Here is a 13,948-nt window from a genome sequence, read left to right as displayed (position 1 = left end):
TCGACGTGCGCGCGAACTTCGAGGACGCCTACCGGGAGCTCGCCCCGGCGGCGGCCCGGCTGCTCAGGCTGCTGAGCCTGCCGCCCGGCGACGACATCGGGCCCGCGGCGGCCGCGGCCCTCGCCGGCGTGCCGGAGGCCGAGGCCCGCGAGCTGCTGGAGGCGCTGGCCGCGGCCGGGCTCGCCGGCGCGTCCGGCGGCCGGTTCCGGCTCCCCGGCCCGGTCCGCGTCCTCGCGCGCGAGCGGGCCGGGCACGACGAGAGCGAGGCCGGCCGCATCGCCGCCCTCCGCCGCCTCCTCGACCACTCGCTCGCCACCGCGTCCGAAGGGGACGAGTCCCCGGCGCGTGGTCTCCTGGACCGCGAACGCTGGGCGGAGGCCGCCGACGTGATGCGGGAGCGCCTCGACCGGGCCGAGTCCGGCGGCGACCCGCACGCGGTCCTCGTGTCCCGCCTCGACCTGGCCCGAGCCCTCATCAGGACGGACGCCCTGGAGCGCGCCATCGCGCTGCTCGGCCCGCTCCCCGACGAGTTCGCCGCCCTCCCCGACCCCGACGACCGCAACCGCGCCCGCGCCCTGACGGCCCTGGGCGAGGCGTACCTGCGCGCGCGCCGTCCCGTCGCGGCCACCAACTTCTTCGGCCAGGCGCTGGAGATCCTGCGCAGGCACGGCACGCCCGACGAGCAGGCGGCCATGTTCGCCCACATCGCGGACGCCGCGCACCAGCGCGCCGACCACGCCGCCGAGACCGCCGCGCTGCTCCGGGCCCTGCTGCCGCCTGGGGGCGGCCCCCCGTGAATCCGCGGGGGGCTGTGGTCACGCCTTGCCGTGGTCCCAGCTGACCAGGCGGTCGGGCTCCATGACGATGAGGACGCGCTTGGCCAGGGCCTGCTCGATGCCCTCGGCGATGACCGGGTCGACCGGTTCGCCGATCTCGGGGACGGGCAGGCCCGCCATCCGGGAGCCGACGACCATGCCGACCTTGGTGCGCGGTCCGGGGTCCTCGATGACGAGGCCGCGGCCGTAGAGGGCGACGCCGCGCAGCTCGTTGTACTCGACGCCGTCCTCGACCAGGCAGGTCATGGTGGGGTCGCGGCGCAGGTTCAGCACCTTCTGGGACGCCTTGTAGGTGGTGAAGGCGATCTTGCCGTCGAGCAGCGTGTAGAACATCGTCACGAGGTGCGGCTCGCCGTCCTTGCCGACGGTGGCGACCTGGACCTTGAAATTCTCCGCGAGGTAGGACGCCACCTCCTCCGGCGTCATCTTGATCTTGTCGCGCTTGCTCCCGGCCAACGGGTGCCTCCCCGGCTCGTCTGTATCGCGCACAGAATAACCAAGCGCTTGCATGCCCTCCGACCCGGCACCATGGGGGGATGTCGGCTCGCGATCTGATCGTCCTCGGCTCCGCCAGCGCGGTCCCCACCAAGACCCGCAACCACAACGGCTACCTGCTGCGCTGGGACGGCCACGGCGTCCTGTTCGACCCCGGCGAGGGGACGCAGCGGCAGATGGCGCGCGCCGGGGTGTCCGCGAACGACGTGACGTGGATCTGCGTGACGCACTTCCACGGCGACCACTGCCTCGGCGTGCCCGGCATCGTCCAGCGGATCGCCCGCGACGGCGTCGAGCACCCGGTGGACGCCGCGTTCCCGGCGAGCGGCGCGCCCTACTGGGAGCGGCTGCGGCACGCGACCGCCTTCCGGGACACCGACGTGATCCGTGAGCGTCCGGTCTCCGGCGAGCGGATGCCGCTCGACACCGGCGACGCGCCGTTCACGCTGGTCGCGCGGCGGCTGTCGCACCCGGTCGAGGCGTACGGCTACCGGCTGGAGGAGCCGGACGGCCGCACCATGCTGCCCGCCGAACTCGCCGCGCGGGGCGTCCGGGGGCCGCTGATCCGGCGGCTCCAGGAGGAGGGCCGGGTCACCGCGCCGGACGGCCGCACCGTCACCCTCGACGAGTGCAGCGTGCCCAGGCCGGGGCAGAAGGTCGCGTTCGTCATGGACACCCGGCTCTGCGACGGCGTCCGCGAACTGGCCGACGGCGTGGACATGCTCGTCATCGAGTCGACGTTCCTGCACGAGGACGCGGGCCTGGCCGATGAGTACGGGCACCTGACGGCGGCGCAGGCGGGCGCGGTGGCGGCGGAGGCGGGCGTCCGGCTCCTGGTCCTCACCCACTTCTCCGAGCGGTACCCCGCCGAAGACGGGCACCGCTTCGCGGACGAGGCGTCCGCCGTGTTCGCCGGAGACGTCACCGCCGTTCACGACCTCGATCGGATCCCGATGCCGGCGCGCCGTCTGACCAGGCCGGAACGTGGGCAAGAAGGACGTCATGACTGACGAAGTCGATGTCGTGGTGATCGGTACCGGGCCCGGGGGAGAGGACGCGGCGGGGCGGCTGGCGGAGGCGGGCCTGTCCGTCGTCGCCGTGGAGTCCCGGCTGGTCGGGGGCGAGTGCCCGTACTACGCCTGCGTCCCCACCAAGATGATGGTGCGCGCGGCCGGGCTGCTCGAAGAGGCCCGCCGCGTCCCCGGGATGGCGGGCGGGGCGACCGTCCGCCCCGACTGGACGCCGGTCGCGGCCCGCATCCGGGACGAGGCGACCGACTCGTGGGACGACAAGGTCGCCGCCGACCGCCTCACCGGCAAGGGCGCGAGGCTCGTGCGCGGGGAGGGCCGCATCACCGCGCCGGACGAGGTCACGGTGAACGGCCAGGTCTTCCGCGCCCGCCGGGGCATCCTCCTCAACACCGGCACGTCGCCCGCGGCCCCGCCCGTCGACGGCCTCGCCGACACGCCGTTCTGGACGAACCGGGAGGCAGTGCAGGCCGCCGAGGCCCCGGAGTCGCTCCTCGTCCTCGGCGGCGGTGTCGTCGGCGCCGAGATGGCGCAGGTCTTCCCCCGGTTCGGCACCCGCGTCACCATCGTGGAGGCGGCCGACCGCCTCCTCGTCAACGAGGAACCGGAGACGAGCGCCCTCATCCAGGACGTCTTCGAGCGCGAGGGCATCGGCGTCCGCACGGGTGTGGACGTCACCGCCGTCAGCCACGACGGCGTCGAGTTCACCATGCGCCTGGGGGACGAGGCCGTCTCCGCCGAGCGCCTCCTCGTCGCGACCGGCCGCCGCCCCAATCTGAGGGGCCTCGGCCTGGAGCACGTCGGCCTGGACGAGAAGGCCCGCCAGATCCAGGTGGACGGCCACATGCGCGCCGCCGACGGCGTGTGGGCCATCGGCGACATCACCGGCATGGGCGCGTTCACGCACGTCTCGATGTACCAGGCGGCCATCGCCGTCCGCGACATCCTCGGCGAGGAGGGATCGCCCGCCGCCTACCGCGCCGTCCCCCGCGTCACCTTCACCGACCCCGAGATCGCCTCGGTCGGCCTGACCGAGGCGCAGGCCCGGGAGCAGAACCTGTCCGTCCGCACCGGGATGGCGAAGATCCCCGAGTCGGCGCGCGGCTGGATCCACAAGGCCGGCAACGACGGCTTCATCAAGCTCGTCGAGAACGCCGAGTGGGGCACCCTGGCCGGAGCCACCGCGGTCGGCCCGTCCGGCGGCGAGGTCCTCGGCTTCCTCGCCGTCGCCGTGCACACCGAGACGCCCACCGCCGTCCTCCGCGACATGATCTACGCCTATCCCACCTTCCACCGCGCCATCGAGGCCGCCCTCGCCGACCTCGACGCCTGAGGGGTGAGGCCGCGGCCCGATCGGGCAGGATCGGGGGCATGAACCGGCTCAAGGACGCGACAAGCCCGTACCTGCTCCAGCACGCCGGCAACCCGGTGGACTGGTGGGAGTGGAGCGACGAGGCGCTCGCCGAGGCGCGGCGGCGCGACGTCCCCGTTCTCCTGTCCGTCGGATACGCCGCCTGCCATTGGTGCCACGTCATGGCTCATCAGTCCTTCGAGGACGGTGAGACCGCGCGCGTCATGAACGAGCTGTTCGTGAACATCAAGGTGGACCGCGAAGAGCGGCCGGACATCGACGCCGTCTACATGGAGGCGACCCAGGCCATGACGGGCCAGGGCGGGTGGCCGATGACGGTGTTCATGACTCCGGAGGGGCATCCGTTCTACTGCGGGACGTACTTCCCGCGCCCGCAGTTCCAGGCGCTGCTGCACGCCGTCCACAAGGCGTGGACGGAGCAGCGCGACGAGGTGGTCGGGCAGGGGCAGCAGGTCGTCACGGCGCTCGGCTCGCGCGGGTCGGGCCTGACCGGGACGCGGGCGCCCGGCGAGGAGGCGCTCGCGCACGCGGTGAAGGTGCTCGCCGGGTCCTACGACGCGGCGCGCGGCGGGTTCGGGGGCGCGCCCAAGTTCCCGCCGTCGATGGCCCTGGAGTTCCTGCTGCGGCACCACGCCCGGACGGGGGACGAGCAGTCGCTGGCGATGGCGTCGCACACCCTGGAGGCGATGGCCAGGGGCGGGATGTACGACCAGCTCGGCGGCGGGTTCGCGCGCTACTCCGTGGACGCGCAGTGGGTCGTCCCGCACTTCGAGAAGATGCTGTACGACAACGCGCTGCTGGCGCGGGTCTACGCGCACTGGTGGCGGCTCACCGGGTCGCCGTTCGCGCGGCGGATCGCGCTGGAGACGTGCGACTGGATGCTCCGCGACCTGCGCACGAACGAGGGCGGGCTCGCGTCGGCGCTGGACGCCGACAGCGAGGGCGTCGAGGGCAAGTACTACGTGTGGACGCCGGCGCTGCTCCGCGAGGTCCTCGGCGAGGAGGACGGCGCGTTCGCCGAGGACCTGTTCGAGGTGACGGGGACGTTCGAGCAAGGCGCGTCGGTCCTGCAACTGCTGGCCGACCCGGAGGACGTCGACCGGTACGAGCGTGTGCGCACCGCCCTGCTGTCGGCGCGCGCGCACAGGATCCCCCCGGCACGGGACGACAAGGTCGTGGCGGCGTGGAACGGGCTCGCCGTCGCCGCGCTGGCCGAGTGCGGCGCGCTGTTCGACCGGCCCGACCTCGTCCGGGCGGCGGAGGAGACGGCGCGGCTGCTGCTGGACGTGCACGAGCGCGGCGGACGGCTGGTGCGGACGTCCAAGGACGGGACGGCGGGCGCCAACTCCGGCGTCCTGGAGGACTACGCCGACGTGGCCGAGGGGCTGATCGCGCTGCACGGCGTCACCGGCGACCCGCGTCACGTGCGGCTGGCCGGCGAGCTGCTGAACACCGTCCTCGAACGGTTCGCGGACGGGCACGGCGGGTTCTACGACACCGCCGACGACGCGGAGCGGCTGTTCCGCCGCCCGCAGGACCCGACCGACAACGCGACGCCGTCCGGGCAGTTCGCGGCGGCGGGGGCGCTGCTGTCGTTCGCCGCGCTGACCGGCTCGGACTGGCACCGGGAGGCCGCCGAGGCGGCGCTGGCCCCGGCCGGGACGCTCGCCGAGAAGCACGCGCGGTTCGCGGGCTGGGGGCTGGCCGTGGCGGAGGCGCTCGCGACGGGCCCGGTGGAGATCGCGGTGATCGGCGACCCGGCCGACGAGCGCACGCGGGAGCTGCACCGCACGGCGCTCATGGCGGTCGCGCCCGGCGCGGTGGTGAGCGTCGGCCCGCCGGACGCGGAGGGCGTGCCCCTGCTGGAGGGGCGCGGCCTGGTCGACGGGGTGCCGTCCGCGTACGTGTGCCGCGGTTTCGTGTGCCGGCTGCCCGTGACGACGCGGGCCGAGCTGGCCCGCGAGCTACGCGGGCAATTGGACTGACGGTCCACTTTGTGGCAACGTGACCTTGATCTCGTTATCGCTTGGTGTTACCAATGAGTAGTAAAGCCGGGCCTGACCCGAACCGGCGCGGCGGACGAGGGTGTCGGGCGGCGTCCCGGGTATCTGGACGGTGGCCGGCCGGCTGAGTCATAGTCGTGTACCGGGACGGTCAGGGCGCAGGGCGACCTTCGAGGAGTGTGGCAGTGGGAAAGCCGAACCGCCGGATCCTACCGACGATCATCGGCGTCTCGGTGCTGACCACCCTCGCCGCCAACGTGGCCGTCCTCGTCGCCCATGACGACACCCCCGGGAACGACCGGAAGGCCGAGAAGAGCGCCCGCTACGTGGCCGCGTCCGGCAGCACGAGCCTGTCGCCCACGGCGGTCGCGCCGCTCGGCGGGCGGCTCACCCCGCACGTGCTGGTGGCGGCCCCGTCCACGCTGCCCGCGGACGTCGTCCAGCGGATCCGCGGCGCCAAGGGCGTGAAGGGCGTCGAGGTCGTGGACGCCGTGCAGGGCATGGTCGGCGGCAAGCAGGTCGGGCTGATGGGCGTGAACCCGTCCACGTTCCGCAACTACACGCCGAAGCCGACCGCCAAGTCGGACGCGCTCTGGCGCAACGTGGCGTCCGGCGACGTCGCGATCTCCTTCACGATGGGCAGCGACGGCGGCGTCGCGCTCGGCAGCCAGATCCCCGTGGGCGGCAAGCAGCGCCAGTCGCAGCTGCGCGTCGGCGCCTACGCGACCATGGGCGTCAGCGACGTCGACGCGGTCATCTCGCACGCCGCCGCGCAGTCCCTCGGGATGCCGAGCGGCAACGCGATGCTGATCAGCGTGCCGAAGACCGAGCCGAAGACGTTCATCAAGAAGCTGCGCAAGGTCCTGCCCAAGCAGGCCAAGGCCGTCGCGGTCAACCCGGAGATCGACTTCCCCAAGGCCGGGGCGGGCGTCCCCGGCGCGGACGCCCCCGCCTCCAACGGCCAGGTCATGACGGCCCGGCAGGTGCAGACGGTGATCAAGGCGGCGTACACGCGGCTCGGCTGGCCGTACGTGTGGGGCGGCGAGTCCGAGGCCGAGGGCGGCTACGACTGCTCCGGCCTGATGCAGTTCGCGTTCGCCAAGGCGGGCATCAGGCTGCCGCGCGTCGCCGCCGACCAGGCCCGCGCCGGCTGGGTGATCCCCTACAGCAAGGCCGAGCCGGGCGACATGCTGATCTGGGCGAACGACCCGACCGCCCCCGGCTACATCTCGCACATCGCCCTGTACCTGGGCAACGGCAAGATGATCGCCGCGCCGCGCCGGGGCACCGTGGTGCAGATCCAGAACGTCTACACCCGCAACATGCGCGGCGCCGTCCGGGTCAGCCCGCGGACCGCCGCCAGGGTCGCCGGCGCCATCGGCGGCTGAGTCACAGCGGGCAGCCGCGGCCGAGGAACTCCAGGTTGCGGTCGATCAGGTCCGGGAGCTCCTCGTAGGTGGTCCTGCCGTCGATCAGCCGGTACAGCGCCGCCTGCATGACGCCGAGGACGGCCCAGCTGAACGCCTCCACGTCCGGGTCGTCGGGGGCGCGTCCCGTCCGCTCGCCGACGACCTCGCTCATGAGCGTGAACGTGACCCGCATGGACTCGAACGTGCGGCCGCGGAGGGCGGGGACGTCCGCGGTGAGCCGGAGCCGGGTCTTGAGGGCCTCCAGGTCGGTCGCGTACAGCTGCGGGAGCATCTCCCGGAGCATGGCGCGCAGCGCCTCGATCGGGGGCACTCCGGGCGGCTGGTCGCGGATGACCTGCGCCATGATCGGGTCGTACTCGTCGGTGACCACGACGTCTTCCTTGGTGGGGAAGTAGCGGAAGAACGTGCTCGGGGAGATCTCCGCCGCCGCCGCGATCTGCTCGACCGTCGTCTCGTCGTACCCCTGCTCGCCGAAGAGCCGGAGGGCGTGGTCCTGGATCGCCCTCCGGGTCCGCAGCTTCTTGCGCTCCCGCAGCGGGAGGCGGGAGAGCCGGTCTTCCAGCCGGTCGATCGCGTGCTCAGGGGACGACGTGCTCATGCGTCGATTGTCGGGCATCGGCGGCCGGGCCCGCACCCCCGGCCGCGCCCCCGCCGGGGCGGCGGGGCATGAAGAGCCACAGCAGGACGGCCGCGGCGAGGGCCCCGGCCCCGCACGCGGCGAACACCGCGTCCATGCCCCGGACGTAGGCGTCCCGCGCGGACGCGAGCAGCGCGCCGTCGTCCAGCCGGGCGGCGACCCGGACGGCGCCGCCGATGGAGTCGCGGGCCGCGGCCGCCGCGTCGGCGGGCAGGCGCCCGGTGGCGACGTGGTCGCGGTAGACGCCGGCGAGCAGGCTGCCGAGGCCCGCGACGCCGAGCGTGCCGCCGGTCTGGCGGAGCGTCTGGACGAGTCCGGAGCCGCGCCCCGCCTCCTCGGCCGGGAGGGCGGCGAGCAGCGCGTCCATCGCCGGGATGAGGGTGAGGCCGCTGCCGAGCCCGATGACGACCAGCCACGGGACGGTGGCGCCGTAGCCGTCGCCCGCGGAGGTGAGCGCGGCCCAGCCGAGGCCCGCGGCGAGGACCAGCAGGCCCGCCACCATGATCGGCTTGTGCCCGGCGCGGGCCGCGATCCGGTCGGTGGCGACCGCGCCCGCCAGCAGCCCGGCCAGCATCGGGATGATCTTGAGTCCGGTGCCGAGGACGTCGCTGCCCTGGACGGCCTCCAGGTACTGCGGCAGGACGAACAGGAGCCCGCCCAGCAGGAGGTTCGCGGCGACGGCGGCGACGACCGACCAGCCGAACGCGGGGTCCCGGAAGAGCCGCAGGTTGAGCATCGGCTCCGCGGCCCGCCGCTCCGCGAGCACGAACGCGGTGAGCAGCGCGGCGGCGAGGCCGAACGAGCCGAGCACGACCGCGTCCGTCCAGCCGCGCACCGGCGCCTCGATCACCCCGTACACCAGCGCGACGAGCCCGCCCATCGACAGCAGCGAGCCGGTGGGGTCGAGGCGCGGGGCTGCCGGGTCCCGGGTCTCGGGCAGCAGGAACGCGACCGCGAGCCCGCCGACCACGACGACCGGGACGTTGACCAGGAAGATCGAGCCCCACCAGAAGTTCTCCAGCAGCCAGCCGCCGAGCAGCGGGCCGAGCGGCAGCCCGAGCGCGTTGGCCGCCGACCAGACCGCGACGGCGCGGGTCCGCTCCTCCGGCGGGAAGATCGCCGGCAGCATCGACATGGACAGCGGCAGCACGACCGCCGCGCCGAGCCCCATGAACGCGCGGGCGGCGACGACCCCGCCGGTGCCGTCCGCGAACGCGCCGGCGAGCGAGGCCGCGCCGAAGACGCCGAGGCCGGCCAGCAGCAGCCGCCTGCGGCCGAGCCGGTCGCCGAGCAGCCCCGCGGGGAGCAGGACGGCCGCGAAGACCAGCAGGTAGGAGTCGACGATCCACTGCAGCTCGCTGGTGCTCGCGTCGAGCTCCCGGGACAGCGTGGTCAGCGCCACGTTGAGGATCGTCATGTCGAAGCCGAGCGCCAGCATGCAGAGCGCCAGCGCGCCGAGCCCGAACCAGCGGCGTGTGCCCGTCCGTTCCATGGCATCCCCTTTCGAATGATGGTTACTTGGAAATGACAGTAACTTTCAAAAGATGGTGTATGTCAAATCTCGGGCATGCTAGCGCCATTGCAGCGGAACGTTGTAATTTTGATTACATGAGTACTGAAGTGGCGGAGGAGCTGCGCGGCTGGTTCTCGGGACGGCTGCCGGACGAGTGGTTCGAGGGGGCGCCCGAGGTCGTCCTCGACCGCGAGGAGGCCAGTGTCATCGGGCGGCTGCCGCTGCCCGCGGCCGCCGAGGACGTCACGGGCGCGGAACGGGCCGGAGTGGTCTCCGGGCACGTCCAGCGCTTCCGGGAGGAGACCCGCGAGCGGCGCATCGGGATCGCGCGCGAGGCCGAGCAGCGCTTCGGCTACAAGGTCTCCTGGGGCGTCGACTGCGACGGCGAGCGCGAGATGTTCACCCACCTGTCGGTGCCGGTCATGACCCGGCTGCGGCAGCCGGAGCGCCGCGTCCTCGACACCCTCGTGGACGCCGGCGTCGCGCGCAGCCGCAGCGACGCGCTCGCCTGGTGCGTCCGGCTCGTCGGCAAGAACACCGACACGTGGCTCTCCGAGCTGCGCACCGCGCTGCAGCACGTCGAGCGCGCCCGCGCCGCCGGCCCGAAAGCCTGAGCCGCCCGCACCGGACGCCTGTACCGGCCTCCCGCCGCCCGCGCGCCCAGAATGGATCTTCCGGCCCGTTCCGGACACCCCCGCACTAGCCTGGCTTCACCGGAACGGGCGGGAGAAGTATGGCCGCCGGGCCATAATTGAGCGTCCTCCCGGCAGGGACGGGTCGCTCGAAGGGAAGCCCACATGGGGGTTCGGCGTACGGGAAGGCCGCGCATCGCGCCGCCGCGCGAGGGCCGGAGCGAGGGTGCGCGCCGCCGTCCCGCCGAGGGCGGGCGGCTGGTCTCCGCCCTCCGCCGCAGCGGACCGTACGCGGCCGTCCGGGACGTCGTCTACCGGCTGTACGAGCGCCGGGTCGAGGCCGACCTGCCGACCGACGTCACCCCCCGGCACGTCGGCGTCATACTGGACGGCAACCGGCGCTGGGCCAGGTCGATGGGGCTGGCCGACGTCAACACCGGGCACCAGCGCGGCGCGCAGAAGATCTCCGAGCTGCTGCAGTGGAGCGCGGAGGCCGGGGTCGAGGTCGTCACGCTGTGGCTGCTGTCCACCGACAACCTGAACCGTCCCGCCGGGGAGCTCGCGCCGCTGCTGGAGATCATCGAGAACACCGTCCGCAAGCTCGCCGCCGACGGCTGGTGCGTCAAGCCCGTCGGCGCCCTCGACCTGCTGCCCGATAAGACCGCACGCGTCCTGAAAGACGCGGGTGAGACCACATCCGGCGCCCCCGGCCTGATTGTGAACGTCGCGGTTGGGTATGGAGGTAGGCGTGAGATCGCTGATGCGGTGCGCTCACTGCTCATCGAGCAGGCGAGCCGGGGCACCAGCATCGAGGAACTCGCCGAGTCCCTCGACGTGGAGCACATCGCCGAGCATCTCTACACGCGCGGCCAGCCGGATCCGGACCTGGTCATCCGCACCTCGGGGGAGCAGCGTCTCTCCGGCTTCATGCTCTGGCAGAGCGCCCACTCGGAGTTCTACTTCTGCGAGGTCCACTGGCCGGACTTCCGCAAGGTCGACTTCCTCCGGGCGATGCGCTCCTACGCCGCGCGGCACCGGCGCTACGGTACCTGACCGTCCCCTGCGGACCACCGCCCACGCGGCGGACCTGCGCGCCACCGGTTGGTTCCCCATAGTCAGGGAGATCGAGTGGCCACATCCTCCGCGCGCCGTCCCGGCACGTCCGGGAACACCTCCGGAACGTCCGTTCCGGGCCCTTCCGGGGGGAGTGGGGGGTCGTCCCCCCACAGCGGTTCTGATCGGCGCACGTACGTCCTCGACACCAGTGTCCTGCTCGCCGACCCCGGGGCGCTGACCCGGTTCGCCGAGCACGAGGTCGTACTCCCCATCGTCGTCATCTCCGAGCTGGAGGCCAAGCGCCACCACCCCGAGCTCGGGTACTTCGCCCGGCAGGCGCTGCGCACGCTGGACGACCTGCGGCTGCGGCACGGGCGGCTGGACGAGGCCGTGTCCGTCGCGGGGCCGAACGGCGACCAGGGCGGCACGCTCCGCGTCGAGCTGAACCACTCCGACGCGAGCGTGCTGCCGGACGGGTTCCGGCTCGGCGACAACGACACCCGGATCCTGTCGGTGGCCGGCTGGCTCGCCCGCGAGGGACGGGACGTCGTGCTCGTCTCCAAGGACCTGCCGATGCGGGTGAAGGCGTCCGCGGTCGGGCTCGCCGCCGAGGAGTACCGGGCCGAACTGGCGGTCGTGGAGTCCGGCTGGACCGGGATGCGGGAGCTGGAGGTGCCCGCCGCGGCGCTCGAGGAACTCTACGACTCCGGAAGCGCCGACCTGGAGGAGGCCAGGGACCTGCCCTGCCACACGGGCCTGCGGCTGCTGTCGGAGCGCGGCTCCGCACTCGGCCGGACGCTGCCGGACAAGTCGGTGCGGCTGGTGCGCGGCGACCGGGAGGTGTTCGGGCTGCGCGGCCGGTCCGCGGAGCAGCGGATCGCGCTCGACCTGCTGATGGACGAGGACGTCGGCATCGTCTCGCTCGGCGGGCGGGCCGGCACGGGCAAGTCGGCGCTCGCGCTGTGCGCGGGGCTGGAGGCCGTGATGGAGCGGCGCCGGCACCGCAAGGTCGTGGTGTTCCGCCCGCTGTACGCGGTCGGCGGCCAGGAGCTCGGCTACCTGCCCGGCTCGGAGAACGAGAAGATGTCGCCGTGGGCCCAGGCGGTCTACGACACCCTGTCGGCGCTGACGACGCCGGAGGTCATCGACGAGGTCCTCGAGCGCGGCATGCTGGAGGTCCTGCCGCTCACGCACATCCGGGGCCGCTCGCTGCACGACGCGTTCGTGATTGTGGACGAGGCGCAGTCGCTGGAGCGCGGCGTGCTGCTGACCGTCCTGTCGCGGATCGGGGCCGGGTCGCGGGTCGTGCTGACCCATGACGTGGCGCAGCGCGACAACCTGCGGGTGGGGCGGCACGACGGCGTCGCGGCCGTGGTGGAACGTTTGAAGGGCCACCCGCTGTTCGCGCACGTGACGCTGACCAGGTCGGAGCGCTCGCCGATCGCCGAGCTGGTCACCGACATGCTCGGCGACGTGGGCGCGTAGCGGGCGGGCGCGCGCGGACCAGGCGAGACCCCGGCGGGCCCTGCTCGGGCGCCGGGGTCTCGTGTCTCAGAACACCCCTCCCTTCCCTACGGAACGTGATCATCAAACCCCGGACCGTGGATCTGTGATTAAGGTCACATTCGTTCGTACGGTTGCGGAGAAGCCCAGGCCGGTCGCGGGTTTCGGTGCCTTTCCGGGGAGTTGACAACGGCCCCACCGACCGCATTTGTCTCGTTTCGGTTGCGAAGCAGCCCGCCGACTCCGGCATTGTGTCTCCCCGTAAGCACCCCCGAACGGTGCCAGGCCGGAGCGCGGCCCCCTGAAGACGCGCACCGGACGCGGCGCCGGACCGGGGCCCGGAGCCGCGCCGACCTCCCGGCGGCCCGCCGGGCCGGGGGTGGAAACAGCTCGGGCGCGTGTCCATGCGCGTGCGACCGTCGGAAGGACCGCCTTGTACGGAGACCATCCCGGGTCCCCTAGGCGAGACGAACGACAGAACTTCGACCCCCCGTCCCCGGCGGTGGACGCGATGGCCGCCTTCGGGCCGGCCGCCCAGGCCGCGCCCCACGAGGACGACGTGCGGGTCGCCGGCACCGGCCGGGCCCAGGCCCCCGCCGGTGACACCCTCGGCTTCCAGGCCATGCCGTCCGAAGCCCTGCCGTCCAGTGCCCTGCCGTCCAGTGCCATGCAGCCCGGACCGGGTCGCGCCGACGCCTTCGGTGAGGAGCCGCACGACGAGATCGGCTCGAACCGGCACGGGCGCCGTCCGGCCGGTCCGGCCCGCGCGGGCGGCTCCGGCGGCCGCAACGGCCTGCGGATCGCCGCGGTCGCCGCGGGCGCGGCCGTCGTGCTCGGCGGCGGCGCGGTCGCCGCGTTCGCGCTGACGGGCGGCTCCGACGACGCGGGCACGACCGTCAAGCCGAACCGGCAACTGGCCGACGCCGCCGCGCCCAAGACCGACCCGAAGGTCCTGGAGCAGCAGCGGCGCGAGCTGGCCCTCGAACGCGCCTCCCGCGCGACGCGCGAGGACAGCGGCAAGGGCCCGTCCCTGCTCCCCAAGGGCACGCCCATCCCGACCAAGAAGCCCGAGAAGAAGAAGACGGGCGGCGGCGCCGCGGCCCCGGTGGGCGACCCGGTGCCGAAGGGCGAGGCGCAGGAGATCGCCAAGAAGCTCATGCCGGGCTTCGGGTTCACCGGCGACGGGCAGTTCGGCTGCCTGGTGAAGCTCTGGGACAGGGAGAGCGGCTGGAACACCCACGCCGCCAACCCGTCGGGCGCGTACGGCATCCCGCAGGCGCTGCCCGGCTCCAAGATGTCGAGCGCCGGCCCCGACTGGCGCAACAACGCCACCACCCAGATCAAGTGGGGCCTCGGCTACATCAAGGACCGCTACAAGACGCCCTGCGGCGGCTGGTCGCACTTCCAGTCGGCCGGCTGGTACTGATCCCGGTCCGGCGCGTC

At 73.4% G+C, this 13,948-nt stretch carries 12 protein-coding genes; 9 read left to right on the top strand and 3 right to left on the bottom strand.

Annotated features, from left to right (window positions below; genetic code table 11):
• Nucleotides 1–5 precede the first annotated feature (5 nt).
• Nucleotides 6–797 (top strand): hypothetical protein, encoded by a 792-nt coding sequence (locus ACA511_RS31920; protein ID WP_375028383.1) that lies wholly within the window; start codon nucleotides 6–8, stop codon nucleotides 795–797.
• Between the two features lie 18 nt (nucleotides 798–815).
• On the opposite strand, the gene ACA511_RS31915 is transcribed toward ACA511_RS31920, so the two are convergent.
• Nucleotides 816–1,292, bottom strand: coding sequence for a pyridoxamine 5'-phosphate oxidase family protein (locus ACA511_RS31915; RefSeq protein ID WP_375028382.1), 477 nt, complete (start codon nucleotides 1,290–1,292; stop codon nucleotides 816–818).
• 80 nt (nucleotides 1,293–1,372) lie between these two features.
• Here ACA511_RS31915 and ACA511_RS31910 point away from each other — a divergent pair, with 80 nt between their 5' ends.
• The 4 genes from ACA511_RS31910 to ACA511_RS31895 all read left to right on the top strand — a co-directional run bounded on the left by ACA511_RS31910 (nucleotide 1,373) and on the right by ACA511_RS31895 (nucleotide 7,122).
• Entirely contained in the window at nucleotides 1,373–2,341 is a 969-nt protein-coding gene (locus tag ACA511_RS31910) for a ribonuclease Z (RefSeq protein WP_375028381.1), read from the top strand.
• Nucleotides 2,334–3,692 (top strand): dihydrolipoyl dehydrogenase family protein, encoded by a 1,359-nt coding sequence (locus tag ACA511_RS31905; protein ID WP_375028380.1) that lies wholly within the window; start codon nucleotides 2,334–2,336, stop codon nucleotides 3,690–3,692. The genes ACA511_RS31910 and ACA511_RS31905 overlap by 8 nt, the downstream gene beginning before the upstream one ends.
• A 38-nt stretch (nucleotides 3,693–3,730) precedes the next feature.
• Nucleotides 3,731–5,716 carry a thioredoxin domain-containing protein gene (locus ACA511_RS31900; RefSeq protein ID WP_375028379.1) on the top strand — a complete coding sequence of 662 codons (1,986 nt, stop codon included), beginning with the start codon at nucleotides 3,731–3,733 and terminating at the stop codon, nucleotides 5,714–5,716.
• A 203-nt stretch (nucleotides 5,717–5,919) separates the two neighbouring features.
• Complete coding sequence (locus tag ACA511_RS31895; RefSeq protein WP_375028378.1) at nucleotides 5,920–7,122, top strand: C40 family peptidase; 1,203 nt, start codon at nucleotides 5,920–5,922, stop codon at nucleotides 7,120–7,122.
• Nucleotide 7,123: 1 nt separating this feature from the next.
• Here the strand turns inward: ACA511_RS31895 and ACA511_RS31890 are convergent, their stop codons facing one another.
• Together ACA511_RS31890 and ACA511_RS31885 are read right to left on the bottom strand one after the other, a co-directional pair.
• Nucleotides 7,124–7,762, bottom strand: coding sequence for a TetR family transcriptional regulator (locus ACA511_RS31890; RefSeq protein WP_375028377.1), 639 nt, complete (start codon nucleotides 7,760–7,762; stop codon nucleotides 7,124–7,126).
• Nucleotides 7,743–9,293 (bottom strand): MFS transporter, encoded by a 1,551-nt coding sequence (locus ACA511_RS31885; protein WP_375028376.1) that lies wholly within the window; start codon nucleotides 9,291–9,293, stop codon nucleotides 7,743–7,745. The genes ACA511_RS31890 and ACA511_RS31885 overlap by 20 nt, the downstream gene beginning before the upstream one ends.
• 116 nt (nucleotides 9,294–9,409) lie before the next feature.
• Here ACA511_RS31885 and ACA511_RS31880 point away from each other — a divergent pair, with 116 nt between their 5' ends.
• From ACA511_RS31880 to ACA511_RS31865, 4 genes are all read left to right on the top strand, one after another.
• Complete coding sequence (locus ACA511_RS31880; protein WP_375028375.1) at nucleotides 9,410–9,928, top strand: hypothetical protein; 519 nt, start codon at nucleotides 9,410–9,412, stop codon at nucleotides 9,926–9,928.
• 183 nt (nucleotides 9,929–10,111) lie between these two features.
• Nucleotides 10,112–10,999 (top strand): isoprenyl transferase, encoded by an 888-nt coding sequence (locus ACA511_RS31875; RefSeq protein ID WP_375028374.1) that lies wholly within the window; start codon nucleotides 10,112–10,114, stop codon nucleotides 10,997–10,999.
• Between the two features lie 75 nt (nucleotides 11,000–11,074).
• Nucleotides 11,075–12,487: a PhoH family protein gene (locus ACA511_RS31870; RefSeq protein ID WP_375028373.1), complete on the top strand. Its 1,413-nt coding sequence runs from the start codon at nucleotides 11,075–11,077 to the stop codon at nucleotides 12,485–12,487.
• Nucleotides 12,488–13,016: 529 nt separating this feature from the next.
• A complete protein-coding gene (locus ACA511_RS31865) occupies nucleotides 13,017–13,931 on the top strand; it encodes a lytic transglycosylase domain-containing protein (protein ID WP_375028372.1) in 915 nt (304 codons plus the stop codon).
• The last annotated feature ends 17 nt before the right edge of the window (nucleotides 13,932–13,948 follow it).

The organism is Actinomadura sp. GTD37, assembly GCF_041951365.1.
Classification (GTDB): domain Bacteria; phylum Actinomycetota; class Actinomycetes; order Streptosporangiales; family Streptosporangiaceae; genus Spirillospora.
This window is presented reverse-complemented; position numbering and strand designations above follow the sequence as displayed.